This is a genomic window from Kurthia sibirica, assembly GCF_003143975.1.
Classification (GTDB): Bacteria; Bacillota; Bacilli; order Bacillales_A; family Planococcaceae; genus Kurthia; species Kurthia sibirica.
This window is the reverse complement of the sequence record NZ_QFVR01000001.1, coordinates 319,708-342,650: the sequence shown is the minus strand read 5'-3', so window position 1 is coordinate 342,650 and position 22,943 is coordinate 319,708. Positions and strand designations below refer to the sequence as shown.

General features: G+C 37.1%; 23 protein-coding genes. 6 read left to right on the top strand and 17 right to left on the bottom strand.

The features are described from left to right. Window positions 1–314 precede the first annotated feature (314 nt). The 8 genes from DEX24_RS01620 to DEX24_RS01585 all read right to left on the bottom strand — a co-directional run bounded on the left by DEX24_RS01620 (window position 315) and on the right by DEX24_RS01585 (window position 8,842). Complete coding sequence (locus DEX24_RS01620; protein WP_109304642.1) at window positions 315–2,102, bottom strand: ATP-binding protein; 1,788 nt, start codon at window positions 2,100–2,102, stop codon at window positions 315–317. Continuing rightward, window positions 2,095–2,811: a response regulator transcription factor gene (locus DEX24_RS01615; RefSeq protein WP_109304641.1), complete on the bottom strand. Its 717-nt coding sequence runs from the start codon at window positions 2,809–2,811 to the stop codon at window positions 2,095–2,097. Before DEX24_RS01615 ends, DEX24_RS01620 begins: the two co-directional genes overlap by 8 nt. 213 nt (window positions 2,812–3,024) lie before the next feature. Beyond that, the gene (gene ccsB, locus DEX24_RS01610; protein ID WP_109304640.1) at window positions 3,025–4,212 is read right to left on the bottom strand and encodes a c-type cytochrome biogenesis protein CcsB; all 1,188 of its coding nucleotides are present in this window, start codon (window positions 4,210–4,212) and stop codon (window positions 3,025–3,027) included. After that, the gene (gene resB / locus DEX24_RS01605; protein WP_109304639.1) at window positions 4,212–5,894 is read right to left on the bottom strand and encodes a cytochrome c biogenesis protein ResB; all 1,683 of its coding nucleotides are present in this window, start codon (window positions 5,892–5,894) and stop codon (window positions 4,212–4,214) included. Before resB ends, ccsB begins: the two co-directional genes overlap by 1 nt. Before the next feature lie 16 nt (window positions 5,895–5,910). Continuing rightward, window positions 5,911–6,441, bottom strand: a complete 531-nt coding sequence (resA, locus tag DEX24_RS01600) for a thiol-disulfide oxidoreductase ResA (RefSeq protein WP_109304638.1) — start codon at window positions 6,439–6,441, stop codon at window positions 5,911–5,913. 121 nt (window positions 6,442–6,562) lie between these two features. Continuing rightward, window positions 6,563–7,294, bottom strand: a complete 732-nt coding sequence (locus DEX24_RS01595; protein ID WP_109304637.1) for a pseudouridine synthase — start codon at window positions 7,292–7,294, stop codon at window positions 6,563–6,565. Between the two features lie 203 nt (window positions 7,295–7,497). Continuing rightward, the gene (gene scpB / locus DEX24_RS01590; RefSeq protein ID WP_109304636.1) at window positions 7,498–8,091 is read right to left on the bottom strand and encodes an SMC-Scp complex subunit ScpB; all 594 of its coding nucleotides are present in this window, start codon (window positions 8,089–8,091) and stop codon (window positions 7,498–7,500) included. Beyond that, window positions 8,063–8,842, bottom strand: coding sequence for a segregation/condensation protein A (locus tag DEX24_RS01585; protein WP_109304635.1), 780 nt, complete (start codon window positions 8,840–8,842; stop codon window positions 8,063–8,065). Before DEX24_RS01585 ends, scpB begins: the two co-directional genes overlap by 29 nt. A 55-nt stretch (window positions 8,843–8,897) precedes the next feature. On the opposite strand from DEX24_RS01585, the gene DEX24_RS01580 reads away from it, so the two are divergent. Further along, window positions 8,898–9,425 carry a DUF309 domain-containing protein gene (locus DEX24_RS01580; protein WP_246131452.1) on the top strand — a complete coding sequence of 176 codons (528 nt, stop codon included), beginning with the start codon at window positions 8,898–8,900 and terminating at the stop codon, window positions 9,423–9,425. Here DEX24_RS01580 and DEX24_RS01575 read toward each other — a convergent pair. The 7 genes from DEX24_RS01575 to DEX24_RS01545 all read right to left on the bottom strand — a co-directional run bounded on the left by DEX24_RS01575 (window position 9,422) and on the right by DEX24_RS01545 (window position 16,703). After that, window positions 9,422–9,793, bottom strand: a complete 372-nt coding sequence (locus DEX24_RS01575) for a GNAT family N-acetyltransferase (protein ID WP_109304634.1) — start codon at window positions 9,791–9,793, stop codon at window positions 9,422–9,424. The two genes, DEX24_RS01580 and DEX24_RS01575, sit on opposite strands and share 4 nt — an antisense overlap. A 187-nt stretch (window positions 9,794–9,980) precedes the next feature. Beyond that, complete coding sequence (gene lysA, locus DEX24_RS01570) at window positions 9,981–11,297, bottom strand: diaminopimelate decarboxylase (protein ID WP_109304633.1); 1,317 nt, start codon at window positions 11,295–11,297, stop codon at window positions 9,981–9,983. Window positions 11,298–11,775: 478 nt separating this feature from the next. Further along, window positions 11,776–13,089, bottom strand: coding sequence for a thymidine phosphorylase (locus tag DEX24_RS01565; protein WP_109304632.1), 1,314 nt, complete (start codon window positions 13,087–13,089; stop codon window positions 11,776–11,778). Window positions 13,090–13,182: 93 nt separating this feature from the next. Then, a complete protein-coding gene (deoB, locus tag DEX24_RS01560) occupies window positions 13,183–14,379 on the bottom strand; it encodes a phosphopentomutase (protein ID WP_109304631.1) in 1,197 nt (398 codons plus the stop codon). Window positions 14,380–14,477: 98 nt separating this feature from the next. Then, entirely contained in the window at window positions 14,478–15,383 is a 906-nt protein-coding gene (gene xerD, locus DEX24_RS01555; RefSeq protein ID WP_109304630.1) for a site-specific tyrosine recombinase XerD, read from the bottom strand. Between the two features lie 93 nt (window positions 15,384–15,476). Beyond that, on the bottom strand, window positions 15,477–15,950 hold the full coding sequence (fur, locus tag DEX24_RS01550; protein ID WP_109304629.1) for a ferric iron uptake transcriptional regulator: 474 nt from the start codon (window positions 15,948–15,950) through the stop codon (window positions 15,477–15,479). A gap of 207 nt (window positions 15,951–16,157) precedes the next feature. After that, complete coding sequence (locus DEX24_RS01545) at window positions 16,158–16,703, bottom strand: NUDIX domain-containing protein (RefSeq protein WP_109304628.1); 546 nt, start codon at window positions 16,701–16,703, stop codon at window positions 16,158–16,160. Between the two features lie 80 nt (window positions 16,704–16,783). Here DEX24_RS01545 and DEX24_RS01540 point away from each other — a divergent pair, with 80 nt between their 5' ends. Beyond that, on the top strand, window positions 16,784–17,686 hold the full coding sequence (locus tag DEX24_RS01540) for an aldo/keto reductase (RefSeq protein WP_109304627.1): 903 nt from the start codon (window positions 16,784–16,786) through the stop codon (window positions 17,684–17,686). A gap of 85 nt (window positions 17,687–17,771) precedes the next feature. On the opposite strand, the gene DEX24_RS01535 is transcribed toward DEX24_RS01540, so the two are convergent. Continuing rightward, entirely contained in the window at window positions 17,772–18,032 is a 261-nt protein-coding gene (locus DEX24_RS01535; protein WP_109304626.1) for a YqkE family protein, read from the bottom strand. A 129-nt stretch (window positions 18,033–18,161) separates the two neighbouring features. On the opposite strand from DEX24_RS01535, the gene DEX24_RS01530 reads away from it, so the two are divergent. Continuing rightward, window positions 18,162–19,127 carry an alpha/beta hydrolase gene (locus tag DEX24_RS01530; RefSeq protein WP_109304625.1) on the top strand — a complete coding sequence of 322 codons (966 nt, stop codon included), beginning with the start codon at window positions 18,162–18,164 and terminating at the stop codon, window positions 19,125–19,127. An 85-nt stretch (window positions 19,128–19,212) separates the two neighbouring features. Here the strand turns inward: DEX24_RS01530 and DEX24_RS01525 are convergent, their stop codons facing one another. After that, a complete protein-coding gene (locus tag DEX24_RS01525) occupies window positions 19,213–19,452 on the bottom strand; it encodes a YneF family protein (protein ID WP_146192955.1) in 240 nt (79 codons plus the stop codon). Between the two features lie 350 nt (window positions 19,453–19,802). Between DEX24_RS01525 and DEX24_RS01520 the strand changes: the two genes are divergently transcribed. From DEX24_RS01520 to DEX24_RS01510, 3 genes are read left to right on the top strand one after another with little or no spacing between them, the layout of a single operon-like run. Continuing rightward, window positions 19,803–20,501 (top strand): N-acetylmannosamine-6-phosphate 2-epimerase, encoded by a 699-nt coding sequence (locus tag DEX24_RS01520; RefSeq protein ID WP_211310106.1) that lies wholly within the window; start codon window positions 19,803–19,805, stop codon window positions 20,499–20,501. Continuing rightward, a complete protein-coding gene (locus tag DEX24_RS01515; RefSeq protein ID WP_109304622.1) occupies window positions 20,498–21,364 on the top strand; it encodes an N-acetylneuraminate lyase in 867 nt (288 codons plus the stop codon). Before DEX24_RS01520 ends, DEX24_RS01515 begins: the two co-directional genes overlap by 4 nt. 17 nt (window positions 21,365–21,381) lie before the next feature. After that, window positions 21,382–22,923, top strand: coding sequence for a sodium:solute symporter family protein (locus DEX24_RS01510; RefSeq protein ID WP_109304621.1), 1,542 nt, complete (start codon window positions 21,382–21,384; stop codon window positions 22,921–22,923). The last annotated feature ends 20 nt before the right edge of the window (window positions 22,924–22,943 follow it).

Here is a 22,943-nt window from a genome sequence, read left to right as displayed (position 1 = left end):
AGCCTGAGACAAACGTATTTTCAACAGAAAAAATCCCGTATGATTTTTCGAAATCATACGGGATTATTCATTTCAAACGCTTTCCGCGGACATGGCTTCAAACGCCTCGTCACTACGTTCCTGTGGTTTTTCAGCTCAGGCTATTCCCGCGCAGGAGTCGTTTTCTGCGCGTTCAATTGATTTGATGATTCGTATGGGAGACATACTATTTTTGTTCTGTCCCAGACTCTTCAATTAAGATATGATATATGGCGCACTACACAGGTCATACACGCGCATTAGGATTAACTTCTTTTTCTTGTATTCTAATGAATTCAATTATTCGTGTCTTCAAGAGGTAAGAAGAAGGTAAATACGGTACCAACATTTACTTCACTATCAACAGTAATACGACCTTTATGGCTGTTGACAATATTACTAGCGATAGCTAAACCTAGACCTGTACCACCCTTACCTCTCGTACGAGCCTTATCTGCCTTATAAAAACGTTCGAACACATAGGCTAAATCTTCTGCTGGTATACCGGCCCCATCATCTTGAATACGGATACGGGCAAATGACAGATGACGGTCTACTAAAACCTTCACATGTCCACCACTTGGTGTGTGTCGAATGGCATTATCAATTAAATTCGTCAGTACTTGTTCGATTCGGTCTTCATCTAACCAAATCGTTTCATGATCATCAAACTCTGATTCAAAAGATACTTCAATATCTTTTTCTTTTCCCTGTTGAATAAATTTATGCGTAATACGTTCGAAGACATAGTTTATACCAATTTCATCGCGATACAAAGTCATTTTGCCTGATTCCATACGCGCAAGATCCAGTAAATCTGTCACGAGACGCCCCATTCTTTGTGATTCATCATAAATAATACGAATCATTTCATTACGTTCTTCTTCCGATGTCACGACATCATCTAAAATGGCTTCGCTATAACCTTGAAGCATTGAGATTGGTGTACGCAGTTCATGCGAGACATTCGCAATGAAATCTGAACGAAGCTTTTCAAGACGGTGTTCTTCCGTTTTATCGCGTAGTACAGCTACGGCTCCACGCACCGATTCACCACTATATAGCGGACTAATGGAAATCATATAATAGGCTCCATCAATACCCAATTCTTCTTCTAATTCTTCTTCCATTTCAAGCACATGTTCCAACATATGATATATTTCGACAGGTAATGGCTTCGAACTATCCTCACCTTTATTAATAAACCATTTTTGTAACAAGAGTTCTGCTGGTGGATTATTTAGCAAAATTGTGCGGTCCCGATTAAAGGTAATGACAGCATCAGTTAGCGATGTTAAAATGCTCGACAGCTGTTCTTTCTCTTGGTTGATTACTTCCACATGATGTTTTAGTTGTCTACCCATTTGATTGAATGCTGTGGCTAGTTGACCAATCTCATCTCTTTGCAATACAGGAATTTTCACTTCAAACTTTCCTTTTGCAATTTCGAATGCCGCTTCGCGCATTTTACGCAGTGGTGATGTAATTCGACTCGATAAGAAAAAGGCGAAAATCGTCGTTAATACAAGAGCGATTGCTGCTGATAAAAAGACAATTTTAGTCGTTTCTTTTGTTGTACGATGAATAGCATCTGGACTTTGATAAATGAATACTGCACCGTGAACCTCATCATCGACGTTAATCGGTGCTGCGAGTACGATATAGTTTTCTTTTTGTGCGTCCTCCTTTGCTGAAGGCAACAACATTTCAACAACGATTGGCTCTTTTGATGTATAGATATGATCAAATGCCTTATTCGAAATAATTGTACTGCGAATTGCTTTTTGATTGAGTCCTTTTTGCAAAGAATATTTAATATCACCTTTTTTTGAAGAAATCAATGCGTTTGTTTCATCGCTTAAAATATCTGAAATGATTGATTCAGTCGCAGCCAAACTATCATGTTCATTGACGATACGAGCAATTGTTGTTGCTTCCTGGCGCAGCGAATCTTCCGCTTGTTGTGTATTAAAATTCGATAAAAATTCCAACATCAAAATGGTGAAGATGAACAGCACAAAAGCCACGAGAAGTAGGATAGTTACCCATAACTTCCCGACAATGCTGTTCCATATTCTAGTCATTTACTACCTCAAATTTATAGCCTACACCCCATACAGTGACAATCATTTTCGCAGCATTTTCTGATACGCGATTCAATTTTTCACGCAAGCGTTTCACATGTGTATCTACCGTACGCAAGTCACCGAAGAAATCATAATGCCATACTTCTTTCAATAATTGCTCACGATCGAATACTTTATCTGGTGCTTTCGCTAAGAAATAGAGTAGTTCATATTCTTTTGGTGTTAAATTCACTTCTTCACCATCAGCGGATACGCGATGTGCGTCGTGATCAATTGTAAGATGTGGAAAAACAACCAAATCTTTTGAAGCTGACGATGATGACATCGGTGAAAATGCAGCAGAGCGACGTAATATTGCTTTAATACGTAAAATAACCTCTCTCGGACTGAATGGTTTAACGATATAATCATCGGCACCTGTTTCAAATCCTTGTACACGATCGGCTTCTTCACCTTTTGCTGTTAATAATACAATGGGTGTCGACTTCTTCTCTCTAATTAACTCGGCTGCTTGTAAGCCATCCATCTCCGGCATCATAATATCTAAAATAATGCAGTGGTAATCTGTTTCAGTTGCTTTTTCAACTGCTTGCACACCATTTTCGGCTTCCTCCACTACATATCCTTCACGTTCTAAATACATTTTTAATAAACGACGGATACGATCCTCATCATCTACGATTAAAATTGAAATTTCTTCACTCACTTAAAATTCCTCCCCCGACTTATATATGTCTATTGTACAGCCCGAATGTTTAAATGAAAAGGAAAGCAAGCCTGTTTTACACAGGATTGACACTATTACAGTATTCTTTACTATTTCCCTTTCGATTCTATTGCATTTTCAAAAAAAATGCTCATGACTTCACTTGACGACAAAATGCGCTCTCAAATGAATGAGAAGCGCATCTTATAAAACTTATCCTGCGTATGAATGCAAACCAGCAATGATTAAGTTGACTGCTACAAAGTTAAACATGATGATAGCAAAACCAATAACGGCTAACCATGCTGATTTTTTACCTTCCCAACCTTTTGAAAGTCGTAGATGTAAAAATGCCGCATAAAACAGCCATGTAATAAGCGCCCAAACTTCTTTAGGATCCCAACCCCAGAATCTAGACCACGCTTCTTGTGCCCAAATCATAGCAAAGATTAACGCACCTAAAGTGAATACCGGAAAGCCAATTAAAACTGCACGATAACCAATTTCATCCATCAGTTGACTATTGGCATTTTTCACGAGTGGTTGTAGCTTCTCGGCGAGTGGTTTTCTTAAGATTAATCGGAGTAGCAGATACAATAAAGTACCAAAGATAAACGACCAAGCAACAGTTGTCAGCTTTTTAGCATTAACAATTGGTGGCATATCGACAAGCGGCTCCATACGATCTTCTGTCAATAATTTGTGGTCGTTCATACCGAATAAGGCCGGCATCGTATAGACAATTGTCGCTGCATTTTTTTCTTTATCTACATACGTAAATTCTGCCTCGTATTTGGCCATTGAAAAGATGGAAGTCGCAAGTACGAACCCGATAACAATTACGAGTGTATACATGACTCCCTCCAACCAAAAACGCTCCTTACTTCGTACTTTCATATTGACATGTTTTAATAATAAAACGAGCCCAGCAAATGCGCTGATTGCCAAAATTGCCTCACCAATGACCGTAGTGATTACATGAATTGTCAACCAGTATGATTTTAATGCTGGTATTAACGGTGATACTTCACGTGGGAACATACTTGCAAAGGCGATAATTATAATCGCGACTGGCAGGGCAAATACACCAAGTGACGGTACACGATAGATGAAATAGATGAGGATGAATGCCCCGACAATGAACATACCAAAAGCCGTAGAGAATTCAAACATATTACTAATCGGCGCATGACCTGAATAGATCCATCTTGTAATAAAATAACCTAGATTACTAATAAAACCTAGTACAGTAATATAAATGGCGATTGTTCCCCATTTTTTATTGGATGTCGAAACATCTTTTTGTGTGTGCTTGATCGCTCCACCAAAAAACAAGGTTGCGACTAAATAAACGATAAAAGCGATAAATAGTAAAGTTCCACTAAGGTCTAATAAATTCATTAGGTATTGTCACCATCCTCTTTATTGTCTAACTCTTTTTTCTTATTGTCTTCATCCACTTGGTCGATGTATGGTGGCAATTTAGCATAGCTCACTATACTATCTAAATCTTTCTTCATACCAAACCAGTTCTTATTGACATGCGAAGCAAGTAACAATCGACCATCTTTTGTATATTGTAACCAAATACGACGATGGCTGAAATACGAACTAATCGTCACACCAATCATGAAAATAATACCTCCGATCAATAAGAGCGGTAAGGTTTTATCTTGTCGTACCGTAAAGTTCGAAGCATTGCGTGTTTCTACTGAATTAAATTTCATTTGATATTTTGTCGTACCAAGCGGCTCCAATGTTTGCTTAATTGCCACGAAGCTCGTTTCACCTTTTGGCACTTCCGGTGTGAACATTGTGAAAATAAATGCTGGATTATTTGGGATAGGTGAGGCTGATTGTGGTACACCCTCTTCAAAGCCACTGAAATCTGCATAATATGATTTCAACTCGATATAAATATCTTTGCTGATCTCATACTTTTTAGCTGGATCATCTAAATTGACCGTTATTTGACCAAGTGATTTGCCCTCTTTTTTATTTACAAGATCAAACTTCATCGACTTCAATTCATTTTGTCTAAAGTCCATTTGATACAAAGCAAACCCATCATATTTTAATGGTTTATTCACTTGAATGCTATAATCTTTTATTTTTTCCAGGTCGTCTGTATTACCTGCAAGTGATTTGCCGTCTACTTTATCAGAGTACAAAGTAACATCCGTTTGATAATTTTTCGCTTTAGAATTAATAGCATCCGCTGCTTTTTGTGATGCTTCAACTTTTTCGTCACTATCACCGTATGTTTCGAAGATAAACTTATTATTATGTATGTAATAGCCTTCGATACCAGGGATGGCTGCTGTTTCACCTTCACGAATCCACATCGTTTTGTCCAAATAAAAACCGGGCATTAAACGTAACATCACACCTAGGATAAAAATAATTAAACCGATGTGATTTATATAGGGACCCCATCTAGCAAAACGACCTTTTTCTGCTAGTAACACATCTTCTTCACGACGCACCTTGTATTTAAGCGCCTTCATTTTTTCTTGTGCTTTATCAAAAACTTCCGCTGCCTGAACCTCATCCATCGCCTCTTCACCATATATGCGCTGACGTTTCATAAAAGATTCATGACGTCTCACACGCTGATTTTTCAGAGATTTATAAAGGGGTATTCCACGGTCAAAACTGGCAATTATAATTGAGATGGCTAACATGCCGACGATAATTTGGAACCATGGAGAGCTGTAAATATCAGAAAAACCTAACGTGTAATAGAGCTTGCCAAAGAGACCATACTTTTCTTCATACACATCTGCTTCCGTCATCCCAAGAGGTACGGATACATACATTACCTGTGGAAGAAAAGTACCAAGCGCTGCCATGACCAGCGTAATAATAATTAATGATACACCGACTTTGACACTTGAGAAAAAATTCCAAATATGATCGATAAACGTTTTTTTATACGTTTTCGAACGAATTGCTGTACCATCATAGCGCATATCAGCGATTTTTTTACTTTTTTCTTCCTCTGATAAAGGTCGACCACATTTGGCACATAGATGCGTGCCGATTGGATTGATATGACCACATTCACATACTATATTCGCCATTTTAAGAACTCCTTACTTAAGGTTTTATGCTCTCCATATATGCTATAAATTCTGGTTCTGTTATGCCATATGTAAGAATTTTTTTTATTTTTCCCGTTTGATCAATTAAAAAGGTAGCTGGTAATTGATCGACATTATACGTGCGCATAACCGATTTTGTCTTATCGATGGTCATAGGAAAATTCAACTTATAATTATCGACAAAATTACGAACTTCAAAATCTGATTGTGCAATATTGATGGAAATAACTTGTACGCCTTGATTTTTAAATTCATCATATGCTGTATTCAAAGCAGGCATTTCTTCTTTGCATGGTGGACACCATGTACCCCAAAAATTCAATAGTACGCCCTGCCCTTTATAGTCAGCAAGCTGATGTTTTTTACCATCTAAATCAGTCAAAACAAAATTAGGTGCTTGATCCCCCACTTTGATCAGTTGATTAGTATCTTTTGTCGCAGTGACATAGACTGTGTAAGCTATTGCTGCAATAAGGATTGCTAAAATAATCGAACGAATAGCCAATCGTCGTTTTTTCTTATTCATGAATCATAGCCTCCTCCAAAAACGATAGGTAGTCTTTATAAGTATAGCAAAATATTGGAAGCTGTTGGTCATAAATATGGCTGCTTTGTGAATTTGCACGCAGCAGCCATTGTGTATTTTATTAACCGATCTTCCCAGTTTCAGAAAGTACGCGTAATTGTTTTACTTCGTGTGCAGTGAGCTCGCGTGATTCGCCTGCATTTAAACCAATCGCTGTTAAAAATGCAAATTGTTCACGTTTTAGCTTTTGAACCGGATGGCCTACCGCTTCAAACATGCGACGAACTTGACGGTTTTTACCTTCATGAATTGTAATTGCAACAATTGTTTTGTCTAGCTTAGCATCCGATGAGATAACACTTACTAATGCAGGTGCTGTTTTACCATCTTCTAACATGACGCCTTTTTCTAATGTGCGGATATCTTCACGTTTTAAAACGCCCTTCACTTTGGCAACATATGTTTTGTCGATTTTATAACGTGGGTGCGTCATTTTATTGGCGAAGTCACCATCATTTGTTAAGAGTAGAACACCTGTCGTATCATAATCTAAACGCCCTACTGGGAAAATACGTTCTTCCACTAATGGGAATAAATCAACGACAGTTTTACGGCCTTTATCATCTGTAACTGCTGAGATAACACTACGTGGTTTATAAAGAAGATGGTATACCTTTTTCTCCGATTCGATTTTAACACCGTTTACTTCTACGTCATCCGAACCTGTAACCTTCGTACCTAATTCTTTTACGACTGTACCATTTACTTTAACTCGACCTTCTAAAATTAATTCTTCTGCTTTACGTCTTGACGCAATACCTGCGTGCGCTATCACTTTTTGTAATCTTTCCATTTCAGTCACCTCATTGGTATGCGCCTACTTGAAATTATGTCACACTTTCTCTTTATTGAAAAGTATTTCATACGCATACATATTTTTCTATTTTATTCTTTTTATCAAACACATATTATTACTCCAAAGTAAAAAGACCGCTACATAAGGGCGTTCTTCTTTTTTTGTTAGATGATCATGCTATCGTAGGTGAGAAAATAATATTATTTTGCGTCAGAAAACGCATCTTGAAACTTCGACATAAAGAGATCTTGTTCATCTTCAAGCTGCTCTTCTTCCGTTGATTCAAGCGGTGGCATGTCCGCAATATTCTTTAGGCCAAAATAGTTTAGAAATTCTTTCGTCGAGCCATATAAAATTGCTCGACCTGTACCTTCCACTCTACCAACCTCTTGAATGAGCGCCTTTTGGCTTAATGTGTGTAGCGCTCTCTCACATTTCACACCGCGTAAATCCTCGATCTCAACGCGTGTAATCGGTTGTTTGTAGGCAACGATTGCCAAAACTTCCAACGCTGCTTGAGAAAGTGATTGAGGGGGTGGATTTTCAACTAGCTTTTCAATAAAGACAGCATTTTCTGCCTTTGAAATAAGCTGGTATGTACCTGCAATTTCTTTGATGGTAATGCCCTTGCTATCATCCAATTCATACTGGTTTGTCATTTGTTGAATAGCGTCTAGAACAACATGCTCTTCTTCTTCCGTTATTTCACCTAACTGATTGACTGTTAAGCCATCTTCTCCAATTACGAAAAGTAGACTTTCTATTTTACTCATTAGTTGGTTCAAGTTCGTCATAATCGACATCTTCCTTTCTTAATGTAACGGTTAGACAATCAAAATTACTCGTTTGATCAACCGTCACGACCTGGCGTTTCATTAGCTCCAGCAAAGATAAAAATGTCACGACTAACGTCGGTTTATCATTCGCTTCAAAAAGTTCGAAAAAATCAGCACTACCTTTATGCTCTTTCAAAATATCGATTACACGCTTCATCTGTTGCTTAATCGTCATCCCTTGTTTGGCAATACGCGTGCTAAGTGGCGCTTTCAATATTTTTCTACGTAGCATTTTTTGAAATGCTGCGACCATATCAAAGACGTTGACAGATGTATCAAAGAGTTGTAATTGCTCCTCTTGCATATACTCTGACAAATCATTTGGCGGTCGAGAATAAAATTGGACGCGCTGTGATTCTTTTTCTTTGAACTGTGAAGCGGCATTTTTAAACTTACGATATTCTACAAGGCGATTGACTAGCTCATCACGAGGGTCCATACTATCCAAATCCATATCCAAGTCATCTAATTCTTCCTCGTGGATTGGCAATAGCATTTTGCTCTTAATCTCTAATAATGTAGCAGCCATCACAAGATATTCACTTGCTTCATTAAGCTCCAAAACTTGCATCGCTCGAATATGTTCCATATATTGACTCGTAATTTCTCTCATTGGAATATCATATATATCAATTTCCAAACGATGAATTAAATGCAATAATAAATCGAGAGGACCTTCAAAGGCTTCTAGTTTTACTTTATAAGACATCCTATTAACCACCTGACATTCGTATCAAATTTAGTATAGAGGAAAGGTGAATAAAATGCACCCTATGTATCATCCATCATTCATTTCATTCCTTGGTTATTTCAATGGCAATCAAGACTATTTTGAGTGCCATGAAGAACTAGAAGAATATTGGAAAGACATTGCTCCAGGAGAACGCAAACATCCATTAACCGGTTATATCCAGTTAGCGACTGGCTTGTATCATTGGCGTCGAGGAAATAACAAAGGTGCTACTACTATTTTAAAGAAAGGGTACGCTACTCTGCAAGCTTCCAGTACCAGTCCTTTTGTAGCAGCGCTCGACTACTCTTCTTTAATGCTACATTATGCGCAGACGATTGAAGCTGTCGCACAACAGCAACCATTTGAAGCCTTTAAAATAATCATTACTGATGTTCCACTACAACAGCTCGTATTAGCAAATATCGCCAATCAAATACCGTATGATGCACACTATCTAATGAATAAACATACGCAACGAGACCGCAGTGAAATTATCTTAAGTCGTCAGCAAGCATTATTACAAAGACAGTCAATAAACGCCAAAAGAAGCAGACATTAAACATGCATGTCTGCTTCTTCTTTTGCATTGAGACATTTTTCAATAAATGGTTCAGTCACTTCACATGGCTTGATTTGAATGGTTACATCAAGCTCTGCTAATTGTTGGACCATTAATTTACCCAGACCTTCTCTACGATGGGACGGGTCTACAGAAATATGCCTTACAATCCATTGTTGTTCTTGCTTTTCAAAACCAATAAGGCCGATATAGTCATCATCTTTTTTATAAAGATAAAGCTCCCAGTTGGCATCAGAGTCATACTTTCGAATTGTTTCCTGAAGCACCTTTAGGTCTTTTTCTTGCGGCATAAAGGATAGTAACCCCATAGCAATTTTTTCGTATGATTTTCTGTAACGATTTAGCATATATATTGATCCCTCTTTTTTTTACCTTGAACTATACTTGGCTATACTACACGAAAATAGTTTTCAACGCAACTCATTTCCCTATTTTTTACCATAAGGTACAATGTAAAACCAATAGACTAAACCCCACATCACACCGATTATCAAAATGAATACTAACAATAGAATATTATTTTTTCTCAAAGAATTACCCCTCTCCAAGAGTAAATGGTAGATCCAACTTCACTAAGTCCTCCAAAGTTTCTCTTCTTACGACTAACTGATGTTGACCATCCTCAACAAATACCACTGCTGGACGTGCAATTCGATTGTAGTTGCTCGCCATGGAATAACCGTAGGCACCTGTACAAAAAGTTGCTATTGTATCACCGACCTCCGCTTTAGGTAAAGTGATGTCCTCGATAATCTTATCACCTGATTCACATAATTTACCAGCGATTGTATAGGTTATTTCATTGGATTGTGTCATTTTATTGGCAATTACAGCTTCATATTTTGCATCGTAAAGCGCTGGGCGAATATTGTCGCTCATCCCTCCATCGATTGCGATGTAATTACGAACCTTTGGCACTTCTTTACTCGAACCAACCGTATACAATGTCGTGCCTGCATCACCGACTAATGAACGACCTGGCTCAATCCAAATTTCAGGCAACTCAATCCCAAAATCAGCGGCTTCTTTTTTCACGGCCTTAATCATATCTGCGACATAAACGGCTGGCTCTAGGGGAGAATCTTCCGCTGTATAACGAATCCCAAAACCGCCACCAAGATTAAGTACTGATGCTTTAAAGCCCGTTTCTTTTTCCCAAACAGCCATTTTATCAACTACTTTACGTGCAGCTAAACTAAAAGCTTCTGTTTCAAAGATTTGAGAGCCAATATGGCAATGCATCCCTTTAAATTGCAGTAGTTCTTCCTTATATAAACGTTCGAATGCTTGATCGGCTTGGCCGTTGCTCAAATCAAAACCAAATTTCGAATCCGCTTGCCCCGTCGTAATAAAATCATGTGTATGTGCTTCAACGCCAGGTGTTACACGAATTAAAACAGCCATTTTCTGTTGCTTTTCAGCAGCAATCTCTTTTAGTAATTCAATTTCATAAAAATTATCAATTACGATACAGCCAATTTTAGCATCAAATGCTTGATGCAATTCTTCAATCGATTTATTGTTACCATGGAAATGGATACGTTCACTTGGAAAACCAGCTTGTAATGCCGTATGTAATTCGCCACCTGATACAACGTCCACTGAGAGATTTTCTTGCGCGGCTACTTGATAAATAGCAACTGCTGAGAATGCTTTTGAAGCATACGCCACTTGTGCTTTGACATCTTGTTGTGCAAAAGCATCAATAAATCCACGTGCACGCTCTCTAAATAACGCTAAATCATACACAAATTGTGGTGTACCATATGTTTTTGCCAACGTGATCGTGTCTACGCCACCAATTGTTAAATTACCTTTGTCGTTAATTGCTTGCGTACCATATAAATGCATCATCATTTCCCCCTACTTGAAACCATTGATTGAATGGTCCGAATATTCTATATTAAAAACTTTATCATACTAAAGTTTCTCCTACAATGAATTCTTTTAAATGATAGCGTTTTCTCAATTTTTTTCTGAAAAATTCATTTATTTATCTACTAACACAGCATCAACTATTGGCAGATATACACTTATTGTATGAGCTCTGTCATATACTACCCGTACTACTTACTTGTACAAGAGGATGATCCTGCAAGATTACAAATAATCAAATCAATTGAACGCGCAGAAAACGACGTCTGCGGGAATAGCATGAGCTGAAAACCCCGTAAGAACGTAGTGATGAGGCGTTTGAAACCATGTCCGTGGAAAGCGTTTTTCGCAGTGGAAATGGCTTAAAATGAATAATCCCGTATGATTTCGAAAAATCATACGGGATTATTTCTGTTGAAAATACGTTTGTCTCAGGCTCTCACCTTATTCATTATTATAGTAAATCTTTACTTTTTAGAACGACTTTAGCGTCAAGTTTTTCTACTGGACTAGATGAATATTCAACAGCATTTTGCGCTTTGTCAACGAAGGATGGATCAATAGCTGAATCGGAATAAATCTTCATCATTATATCGCCAACTTCCACATAATCACCTTTCACTTTTAAGAGCTCAACACCTGCATTAAAATCGAGTACATCTTCTTTCGTATGACGACCTGCACCTAACTCTAATGAAATATGCCCAATTGTTTCTGCATCGATGGCTTTCACATAACCAGCCTCTGTTGCTGGAATATCGATGTTGTTTTTCGCTTCGAAAGTTAGGTTGATGTCAACTTGCTCATTAGATAAGCGCTGTGCATGAATCATCGCCTCGAATTTTTCTACAGGTAGATTCGAGTGCAGGACATCCAACACAGCTTGTTTTGAATGCTCATGACTATTTTTCGAAGCTACCTCGTACATATAGGTAGAAACTTCAACGATCGTATTTAAAAGATTCTCATCTGCATGATCCGGGTCAAGCAATAAATCATAGGCTTCTTTTACTTCGTTTTTATTACCGACTGTACGTCCTAGAGGATTGTTCATCGATGATAAAACCGTTACGATTGATTTATCGAACCCTTCTGCAATTTTAATCATAATTTCAGCTAATTCTTGTGCGACTTCCATCGTTTTGCAAAATGCGCCAGAACCATATTTCACATCGATGACCATACCATCTGCACCAGAAGCTAATTTTTTACTCATAATAGAACTAGCGATTAATGGGAGTGAATCGACAGTACCGGTTACATCACGCAAAGCATATAGTTTTTTATCTGCTGGTACTAAATTTTGTGTTTGTCCGGCAATAGCGAAACCAATTGTGTTTACTTGGTCGATAAATTGCTGTTCAGTTAGATCAATACTTACACCATCAATCGCTTCCAGTTTATCTAAAGTACCACCCGTAATACCTAAACCACGTCCTGATAATTTTGCCACCTTCACACCAAGTGCCGCTACGATTGGTGCTACGATTAATGTAACTTTATCACCAATACCACCTGTAGAGTGTTTATCGACCTTATAGCCTTCAACAGAGTGTAGGTCAATTACTTCGCCCGAATACAACATCGATTTTGTTAGATTTAATGTTTCTTCAAAATCCAATCCGTTAATACGAATGGCCATTAGTAAAGCAGATGCCTGATAATCTTTAATTGTATCATTCACATATCCATCGATGAAAAACTGGATTTCTGCCGATGATAATTGTTTCTTATTTTTCTTTTTTTCAATGACGTCTAAAATATTCAATGTATTCTCTCCTCAAACTGTTTTATGAATGAAAAAAGAAACGGTGACTTTTTCATATGACCGTTTCTTTCTCCGTAAGTACATCGGTAAAAATTAGTTTAGCTCAGGTAAAAAACTTTTACCGAACGGTGGTAATTTCACGTTGAAATTATCTGCCACAGTAGCACCTAAACTTGCAAATGTCTGAATGTCTGATAAAGCTGCTCCTACTTTAAAACGTGGTGAATATGCAATGATTGGTACATATTCACGCGTATGGTCTGTACCTGGGAAAGTCGGGTCATTCCCATGGTCTGCAGTGATTAGCAATAGATCATCATCACCAAGAAGCGCTAATACTTCAGGTAAACGACGATCGTATTCTTCAAGCGCCTCACCATATCCTATGGGATCGCGTCGATGACCATATTCTGCGTCAAAATCAACAAGATTTAAAAACGATAAGCCATGGAAATCTGTTTTTAATACATTGATGAGTTGGTCCATACCATCTGTGTTATTTTTTGTGCGAATGGACTGCGTAACCCCTTCACCATTATAAATATCCGCTATTTTCCCTAGTGCAATTACATCTAAGCCAGCATCCTTCATTTCATTCATAACCGTACGACCGAATGGTTTGAGTGCGTAGTCATGACGATTTGATGTGCGTTTAAAATTGCCTGGTTCGCCTAAGAATGGACGCGCAATTACGCGACCGACTAAAAATTCTGGTTGCTGTGTTAACTCCCGTGCAATCTCACAAATTTTATATAATTCTTCTAGTGGCACAATATCCTCATGTGCAGCAATTTGCAACACAGGATCCGCTGATGTATAAATGATTAAAGCGCCTGTTTCCATGTGTTCTTTACCAAAGTCTTCAATTACTTGCGTACCACTTGCTGGTTTATTACACAGCACTTTACGCCCTGTAAGTTCTTCTAATTTTTGTAGTAATTCATCTGGGAAACCATTTGGATATACTTTGAACGCCGTATCGATGTTCAAGCCCATAATCTCCCAATGTCCTGTCATCGTATCTTTTCCGACTGACGCTTCTTCCATGCGACCATAATAAGCTGTTGGTTGCGCTACTGTTGGAATACCTTGCAAAGGTTCTTTACCGATTAATTGACGAATGTTTGAATAGCCAAATTTGGCCATATTCGGCATTGTTAAACCATTCATTTTTTCTGCGATATGTCCAAGTGTATCTGCTCCCACATCATTAAATTGTTGTGCATCAGGTGCTTCACCGATACCGACCGAATCCATGACGATTAAGTGTATACGTTTAAATGCTGTCATATGAGTTCCTCCTAAATTTGCTTGCGTTTTACCCTACTTTTCTATAGTAACAAATTTCCATGAAAAATAAACGTCAGACCTCTGACTTTTCAAAAGAATTATGCGCGTGGATGAAATTGCTTATACACTTCAGATAATCTCTTTTTACTTACATAGGTGTAAATTTGCGTTGTAGAAATATCTGCATGACCTAATAATTCTTGTACTGCACGTAAATCCGCACCATTTTCCACGAGATGCGTCGCAAATGAGTGTCTGAGTATATGTGGTGTCATATCTATTCGAAGGCCAGCAGCGACCGCATATGCCTTTAGAAGCTTCCAAACACCTTGTCTCGTTAGTCTTTTCCCTCTCTGATTCAAAAATAACGCTTCATCGCGATATTGTGGCTTCTCTAAGATACTGCGGCCTTGATTCAAGTAAATAGTACAAGCCTCAATTGCTGCGCCTCCAAGTGGTACAATTCGCTCCTTACCACCTTTACCAAAGACGCGTACAAAGCCCATTGCTAAGTGAATATCATCGCGATTCAAATCAATGCATTCACTTATGCGCATGCCCGTAGCATACAATAGTTCAAGCATGGCACGGTCTCTTTTACCGGCGGCCTTTTGTGTATTTGGTATCTGCAATAGACGATCAACCTCTTCTATCGACAAAATCACTGGTAATTTTTGTTCGATTTTAGGTAATTCCAAATGAACAGTCGGATCATTTACACAGCGTTTTTCCCGTAGTAAGAACTGATGAAAAGAACGAATAGAAGAAATATGGCGTGAACTCGTTCGTGCCGTTTTACCTTCAGACTGTAATTCTTTCAAATGATTGATAATATGGTAGCGGTCAATATCATCAAATGACTCCAGTTGTTGCTTATTAAACACTGACTGAAAATAAGCATTTATATCATTTTTATAGGACTGTAATGTATTATCAGATAACTGTCTTTCCACACGTAAAAAATGAATATATTCCTCTAACGCATCTATGATTGTTTTTTCCATATGCCCACCTCTTTATGTATGAATATAAAAAAATCGACAAAATCTAATGAGTAGAGTTTGTCGATTTTTATGTTTATGCTGTTCTTCTATTGCTTATTGATCATTACTATCGGATGATGTATCCTCTTTTTTAGAAGTACATCTCCAACAAATACCGTGGAATGTTAAGCGATGATCCTTCACAATAAAGTTCCAGCGTTTTTCCACAACCGCTTCGACGTCTTCAAGTAAATCTTCTTGAATTTCATCCACTGCACCACACTCAATACAGACAAGGTGATGATGGAAATGTGCCGCGCCTTCTTGGCGTAAATCATAGCGTGAAACACCGTCACCGAAATTGATTTTATCGACAACTTTTAGTTCCGTTAATAATTCTAGCGTTCTGTAGACAGTAGCTAAACCAATTTCAGGTGCCTTTTCTTTTACAAGTAAGTAAACATCTTCGGCACTCAGATGGTCCTCTTCATTTTCTAATAGTACACGTACTGTCGCCTCGCGCTGTGGCGTCAGTTTATAGCTTGCACCATGCAATTGTTTTTTTATACGATCTATTCGGCTCTCCATAATGACGCCCTCCTAAACTATTCACATTATACCAAACGATTGAATCGAATGACAACAAATAGTGGAATTTAACTAGAATCATTATCTATCTAGAATAATTCTTAATAAACAATGAGAATACTATCTTAACTCACTCTAGCACCAATATTATAGAACTTTTCTCAAAAAGAAAACTATTTACTACTAAATAATTGTTTTATTTTCTATTTACTTGAGATTTTGACGCATCCACATGACCGCAATAACCGTTTTCGCATCAAAGATCCGTCCATCAGCAATCATTTCTTCAGCTTCTTCAAGAGTAATTGCCATCAATTCAACAAACTCATCTTCATCTAAACTTGCTGGTTCTTCAATGTCATATAAATCTTGTGCAATATATAGATGAATCACTTCATTAGCAAAACCCGGTGATGTCGCAATCGTTTGTAAATAGGTAAAACGATTAGCACCAAAACCTGTTTCTTCTTCCAACTCACGAACAGCCGTAACTTCAGGCAGTTCACCTGGTTCTAGTTTACCAGCAGGTATTTCGACGATGCTACGCTCTAATGGCTTACGATATTGCTCCACAACGATTAATTTATTATCGGCTGTAATTGGAATAATTCCAACAGCTCCCGGATGCTCCACTAGTTCACGAGTGGACGTTTTACCATTCGGTAATTGTACTTCATCTATTTTGACGTTAATAATGCGTCCCTTGTAGATTCCTTTACTGCTCAATGTTTTTTCTTCGAACTTTTTATTCATCCACTACACCTCATCATTATTGTTCTAATTGGTTATTTTTCAATTTTCATTGTACCATTAAGTAATAGGAGGCGTTAAATATGAAATATAGAAAATTAGGTTCGAGTGATATGTCTATATCTGAATTAGGATTCGGCTGTATGTCCTTACCGATGGATTTGAACGAAGCTAAATATATGCTAGACGCCGCAGTAGATTCAGGCATTAATTTTTTTGATACAGCAGATTTATACAATCGTGGACAAAATGAAATGATTGTCGGCGATGCACTTCGTAAAAAGAGATCCTCTATTTATCTAGCGACCAAGGTCGGGAATGTTTGGAATGAGGATGAAGATACTTGGCGTTGGGATGCTTCAAAAGTGCATATTAAAGAAGGTGTTAAAAAAAGTCTTATGCGCCTAGGTACCGATTATTTAGATTTATATCAATTGCATGGTGGGACAACTGCAGATAATTTCGATGAAATAACGGATGCTTTTGAAGAATTAAAACGTGAAGGGACCATTCGAAACTATGGTATTTCTTCCATTCGCCCGAATGTTATTAAAGAATTTTTAACAGTTGGTCGTCCAGTATCTGTGATGATGCAATATAGCGCTTTAGACCGTCGACCAGAGGAATGGTTTGAATTTATCCAATCGAAGGGTGCTTCTATCATTTCACGAGGATCAATTGCAAAAGGTTTGTTATCTGATAACTGGCAGCAAAAACTAGAAAAAACAAATGGCTTTTTAGACTATTCACAACAAGAACTTGAACTATTGCTCCATTCTTTTGACCATGACACACATCATCTCTTGAATGCAGCATTAACATTTAATCTAGCTCAACCTGCTGTAGCTAGTTTAATTGTTGGAGCAAGTACAAAAGCTCAACTATATTCTACAATTGATGCTTATCATCACCCAGTTGCTGATGAAGTAATTGAAAAAATGCAACATATTACGAAGGACAATAAATATACGGAACATATTGATTAGTTCTGTTTATTTTAAAGTAAAACTTCATAATAAAAGGAGAAATCGCCGATTATTTATGCGATTTCTCCTTTTTATATCTGTTTGCTTAGAATTTCGAGCCATTATCTCCATACTGATTTAATAATTCTTCAAAAGACATATTTTTTTCTTTTTGTTTTTTGTCAAAAATCGCTTGTGCTTGTTTTTCTTCTTCTAATTGTTTCGCTTCAGCAACTAAACCTTGCTTTGCCAATTTTAGTTTTGCTAAAACATCCTCATTTAATTGATCTTTTAATGTTAATAAATCATCTTCTTGTTTTGCTGGTTGTTGCTGTGGACGTTGTTGTCTCTTTTGTTTTTTAGCCATTTCAATCACCTCTTTAATCTATAGTTCTATTTTAACAGATGTCGAAAAAATTGATAAGGGAAATTGATGTTTGAATACTGGATTTATTTGGTATGATAGTAATAGAGAAACTATTAATGAGGTGATTATATGAGGAAAAAGTGGCCGATAGTAGCTTCTGCTGCCATTGGGCTTACAGGAGCATCCGTAGCAGCCATTGGATATCAATTATCAAATAAGATTATGTACATAAAACGTAAAGATGGAGAGTTTATTTTAAATCGTGAAATCACCGCACAACGATTGAATTTGGATTGGTATGATAGGGTTGCGAAAGAATCATTTACGGTAGATTCTCCCTTTGGATATACAATCCACTGTCATAAAATCAATAGTATTGTATCCAATAATACGATGATCATTTCTCATGGTGTAAAAGAGAGTCATGTCAATTCACTAAAATATGCGCCTCTTTTTGCACGACTTGGTTATAATATTGTCATTTATGATCAAAGACGGCACGGCAGTACAGGCGGTAAAACGACAAGCTATGGCTACTATGAAAAAAGCGATTTAGCAGCTGTCACTGAAGAGGTACGTAATCGTATTGGTCAAGATGCTATATTAGGCTTGCAAGGAGAGTCTATGGGAGCGGCTACCGCATTACAATATGCCGGTGACTCTTCCTCTAAAATTAACTTTGTCATTGCGGATTGTCCATTTACGAGTTTCCATGATCAATTGAATTACTTAATGGCACGTGATTCGCCCTTTAAATCTTCCTCTTACGCCATCAAATTTGTAGATTTTTTTATCAAAAGACGCGATGGTTATAGTTTAGAAGAAATTTCTCCCAAAGCAGTAATCGCACATATTCATAAGCCTATTCTTTTTATTCATAGCGCACTTGATACATTCATTCCACCCGCTATGTCGCAAGAACTATTTACTTTAAAGCAAAATAATAAACGCCTAAAAATATTTCCTAAAGGTGCTCACGCCCAATCGTATAATGAACAACCACTTGAATATGAAAAAGAAATTATTCGATTTCTTGTTGATTTTAATATTAGTGACATTCCAAAGGATTATCAATGCCCACCTATAAAAGCATAATAAAAACGCCGTAACACTCTCGAGTTGAGGAGGTTTCGGCGTTTTTTTACATCTTAACATCAAAAAGAAATCATAACTAACTTACTTATTTTTTCTTTTTCTCTGGTTTGTCAGACGCTTTATTCATTTGGCTCATCACTTGACGAACTTGTTTTTCAGATGGTTTACGACCCATTTGTGTCATCATCATACGAAGCATGTCTTCGTTTACCGGTGGGTTGTCTTTAAGATATTTCATCATATATTGACGTGCGATGAAAAATCCACCAACTAAACCTACAATAACACCGACGATGATTAACGTAACTGCTAATCCTGTGCTCACTTGTGTTCCTCCTCTATTTTCGCTTACGAGAAAATACTCTCCAAAGAGAATTATACAATAAAAAAACATGTCAATCTACCATTTCAGACATTTCATGAAAAATATCCTCGAAAGCGATGCCCTAATTGAAAGACACGTCATCTAATCAATCATCTTCTTCCTTCTCATAAAGAAAAAACAATCGCGCATACATGAATAAAAAGATAATTTTTTCTTATATAAAGACATTTTCACTACACTGTGACGATATATTCAAAATTGATTGTTTATTGTCAATTTTTTAAATTAATTGACAATTAGTTTTCAAAAATGATATATTATTTTCCACAAAGTAGATTGGAGGTCAAATTTTGGATATTCTACAAGTTTTACATAAACAACTAATCGTATCCTGTCAGGCATTAAAAGATGAACCACTTTATGATTCTTATATTATGAGTAAAATGGCGCTTGCTGCTACATATGGAGGAGCAAAGGGGATACGTGCTAACACGGTACAAGATATTCAAGCAATAAAAAAAGAAACTGTTTTACCGATTATCGGCATTATAAAGCGCAACTATTCAACTTGCGCCGTGTTCATTACACCTACTATGCAAGAAATTGATGAACTTTATGAAGAAGGTGTCGAAATTATTGCACTTGATGCTACAAATCGACCAAGACCATTCGAAGACTCTTTTATTCCTTTTTTCAAAAAAGTTCGTGCAAAATATCCAACACAACTATTCATGGCAGATACTTCTACTGTCGAAGAAGCAATCATGGCAGAAAAAGCAGGTGTTGATATTGTCGCAACAACACTCGTCGGTTATACACCCTACACAAAAAACCATGATCCTTTACAAGTTTTACAAAAAGTCGTTCAAGCCGTTCGTATTCCAGTTATTGCAGAGGGGAATATCGATACACCTGAAAAAGCACAGGAAGCTATTAAAATAGGCGCTCATGCCGTTGTTGTTGGTGGAGCAATTACTCGACCACAGCAAATAACAGAAAAATTTGTACAACAATTATTTAAAAAATTTGAGGATGAGGTGACAATATGAAAGGGATTATTTCAGCTTTATTATGCTCTTTTGATGAACACGGTCAAGTAAACGAGAAAGGACTTCGTGACATTATCCGTTACAATCTCGATACAGTTCAAGTAGATGGTTTATATGTTAATGGAAGCTCTGGTGAAAACTTTCTATTAACAACTGCACAGAAAAAACAAATTTTCACCATCGTCAAAGATGAAGTGCAGTCAGATGTGCCATTAATTGCACAAATCGGTTCACTCATTATTGAAGAAGCGATCGAACTAGCAAAATTTGTTACTAATCTTGGGTATGATGCAATTTCAGCTGTTACACCGTTTTATTATAAATTTGATTTTGAAGAGATTAAGCATTATTACAATACTATTTTAGAACATGTAGAGAATAAAATGATTATCTATTCGATTCCTGCATTAACAGGTGTGAATATGTCATTAGATCAATTCTCTGAGCTATTCGACAATAAAAAAATAATTGGTGTTAAATTTACTGCTCCTGATTTTTATTTATTGGAAAGATTACGCCACCGTTTCCCTGACCACTTAATCTACTCAGGATTTGATGAGATGTTATTACCTGCTGCCGTGTTAAATATCGATGGTGCCATTGGCAGTACATTTAACTTAAATGGCAAGCGCGCTAAACAAATCCTCACTTTAGCCCAACAAGGTCATATTATGGAAGCGCTAGCAATTCAAAAAGAGACCAATGATTTTATATCGGCGGTACTTGATAACGGTTTGTATCAAACACTCAAAGAATTACTGGTGACACAAGGGGTAGATGCTGGTATTTGTAGACAGCCACTAAAAACATTAACAGCAAATGGTAAAGGGATTGTTCTTGATATAGCAAATAAATACTTATAACACAAGGAGGTCAACACATGGATGGGAAATTTGGGGTTATTGACTATATTATTTTGTTTGCGTATTTACTCTTTATTTTATATATCGGTATTGCCGTTTCAAAAAGAGAAAAAGTCGGTAAAGAGTTTTTCAAAGGTGATGGTACAATTCCATGGTGGGTAACAGCCGTCAGCCTATTTGCGACACTGCTGAGCCCTATCTCCTTTTTATCATTAGCTGGTAATTCATATCTTGGATCTTGGCAGCTTTGGTTTGCACAGCTTGGTCTTTTCATTGCTGTTCCTGCTGCTATTCATTTTTTCTTACCTGTTTATCGAAAATTAAATTTAGACACAGCATATGAATATTTAGAACGAAGATTTAATACATCTATGCGTGTAGTCGGTAGTGTACTCTTCATCGTCTATCAAATTGGTCGTATGTCGATTATTATGTACCTACCTGCTCTTGCTTTATCGGTAGTAACTGGTATCAATACTATTCTCATTATTTTATTCATGGGTGTAATCGCTACCATTTATTCCGCTTTTGGAGGACTAAAATCAGTTTTATGGACAGACTTTATTCAAGGGATTGTATTAATTGGCGGTGGTATTTTCGCTTTAGTCTTCTTGCTTGTAACGATTAAAGGTGGATTAGGTGAAGTCATCAACGTCGGCACAGACAACCAAAAATTCTTCACTGATATGGCTTTCTTCGATCCAAACTTTGTTAATAATAGTATTTTGTTAATTGTTGTAGGTGCTGGATTATCCACTGCTTTTTCTTATATCTCAAGTCAAGATATGGTCCAACGTTATTTAACAACAACAAACTTAAAAGAAATGAATAAAATGACTTATTTAAATGCTGGATTATCTATTTTTACTGCAACATTATTCTTTTTAATCGGTACAGGTCTATATACTTTTTACAAACAACAAGGTGGGACAATGCCAGGTGGACAAGGTGATTTAATCTTTGCTAGTTATATTGTCAACGAATTACCTGTTGGTGTTTCTGGCTTGCTCATTGCTGGTCTCTTTGCAGCTGGTCAATCTACCCTATCAACTGGTTTGAACAGCGTAGCTACTAGTTGGACATTAGATATCCAAAAAATCTTAAAACCGAATATGACGGATCTTGCAAGTACGCGCGTTGCTCAAATTGTGTCAGCTTTAGTCGGTGTATTATCAATTGCTTTCGCTATTGTTTTAGCATATTCTAATGTTGGTTCGGCGTATGCATGGTTCAATGGCTTAATGGGCTTAGCATTAGGTTTAATCGGAGGTACATTTACTTTAGGTATTCTAACAAAACGAGCAAATGCAAAAGGGGCACTTACAGGATTTTTTGTAGCAACGCTCATTGCAATTTATATTTCCTATTTCACAGATATCTCACTATGGGCTTACTCCATTATTAACTTAACAACTTCATTGATCTTTGGTTACGGTTTTAGTTTATTATTTAAAGAGAAGAGCAAAGCATACAGTGAACCTAATCTCACATACTATGATCGCATAAAAAATGACGATTCGATTTTACCGACAGTAGACGATCAAACAAAAGTTGAATAATGGAAGCATAACAAAGAGGC

Excerpts from the sequence above, each read along its gene's own strand:
- DEX24_RS01620 (WP_109304642.1), bottom strand. The coding sequence starts at position 2,102 with ATGACTAGAATATGGAACAGCATTGTCGGGAAGTTATGGGTAACTATC.
- ccsB (WP_109304640.1), bottom strand. The coding sequence starts at position 4,212 with ATGAATTTATTAGACCTTAGTGGAACTTTACTATTTATCGCTTTTATC.
- resB (WP_109304639.1), bottom strand. The coding sequence starts at position 5,894 with ATGGCGAATATAGTATGTGAATGTGGTCATATCAATCCAATCGGCACG.
- resA (WP_109304638.1), bottom strand. The coding sequence starts at position 6,441 with ATGAATAAGAAAAAACGACGATTGGCTATTCGTTCGATTATTTTAGCA.
- DEX24_RS01595 (WP_109304637.1), bottom strand. The coding sequence starts at position 7,294 with ATGGAAAGATTACAAAAAGTGATAGCGCACGCAGGTATTGCGTCAAGA.
- scpB (WP_109304636.1), bottom strand. The coding sequence starts at position 8,091 with ATGACGAACTTGAACCAACTAATGAGTAAAATAGAAAGTCTACTTTTC.
- DEX24_RS01585 (WP_109304635.1), bottom strand. The coding sequence starts at position 8,842 with ATGTCTTATAAAGTAAAACTAGAAGCCTTTGAAGGTCCTCTCGATTTA.
- DEX24_RS01580 (WP_246131452.1), top strand. The coding sequence starts at position 8,898 with ATGCACCCTATGTATCATCCATCATTCATTTCATTCCTTGGTTATTTC.
- DEX24_RS01575 (WP_109304634.1), bottom strand. The coding sequence starts at position 9,793 with ATGCTAAATCGTTACAGAAAATCATACGAAAAAATTGCTATGGGGTTA.
- lysA (WP_109304633.1), bottom strand. The coding sequence starts at position 11,297 with ATGCATTTATATGGTACGCAAGCAATTAACGACAAAGGTAATTTAACA.
- deoB (WP_109304631.1), bottom strand. The coding sequence starts at position 14,379 with ATGACAGCATTTAAACGTATACACTTAATCGTCATGGATTCGGTCGGT.
- xerD (WP_109304630.1), bottom strand. The coding sequence starts at position 15,383 with ATGGAAAAAACAATCATAGATGCGTTAGAGGAATATATTCATTTTTTA.
- fur (WP_109304629.1), bottom strand. The coding sequence starts at position 15,950 with ATGGAGAGCCGAATAGATCGTATAAAAAAACAATTGCATGGTGCAAGC.
- DEX24_RS01545 (WP_109304628.1), bottom strand. The coding sequence starts at position 16,703 with ATGAATAAAAAGTTCGAAGAAAAAACATTGAGCAGTAAAGGAATCTAC.
- DEX24_RS01540 (WP_109304627.1), top strand. The coding sequence starts at position 16,784 with ATGAAATATAGAAAATTAGGTTCGAGTGATATGTCTATATCTGAATTA.
- DEX24_RS01535 (WP_109304626.1), bottom strand. The coding sequence starts at position 18,032 with ATGGCTAAAAAACAAAAGAGACAACAACGTCCACAGCAACAACCAGCA.
- DEX24_RS01530 (WP_109304625.1), top strand. The coding sequence starts at position 18,162 with ATGAGGAAAAAGTGGCCGATAGTAGCTTCTGCTGCCATTGGGCTTACA.
- DEX24_RS01515 (WP_109304622.1), top strand. The coding sequence starts at position 20,498 with ATGAAAGGGATTATTTCAGCTTTATTATGCTCTTTTGATGAACACGGT.
- DEX24_RS01510 (WP_109304621.1), top strand. The coding sequence starts at position 21,382 with ATGGATGGGAAATTTGGGGTTATTGACTATATTATTTTGTTTGCGTAT.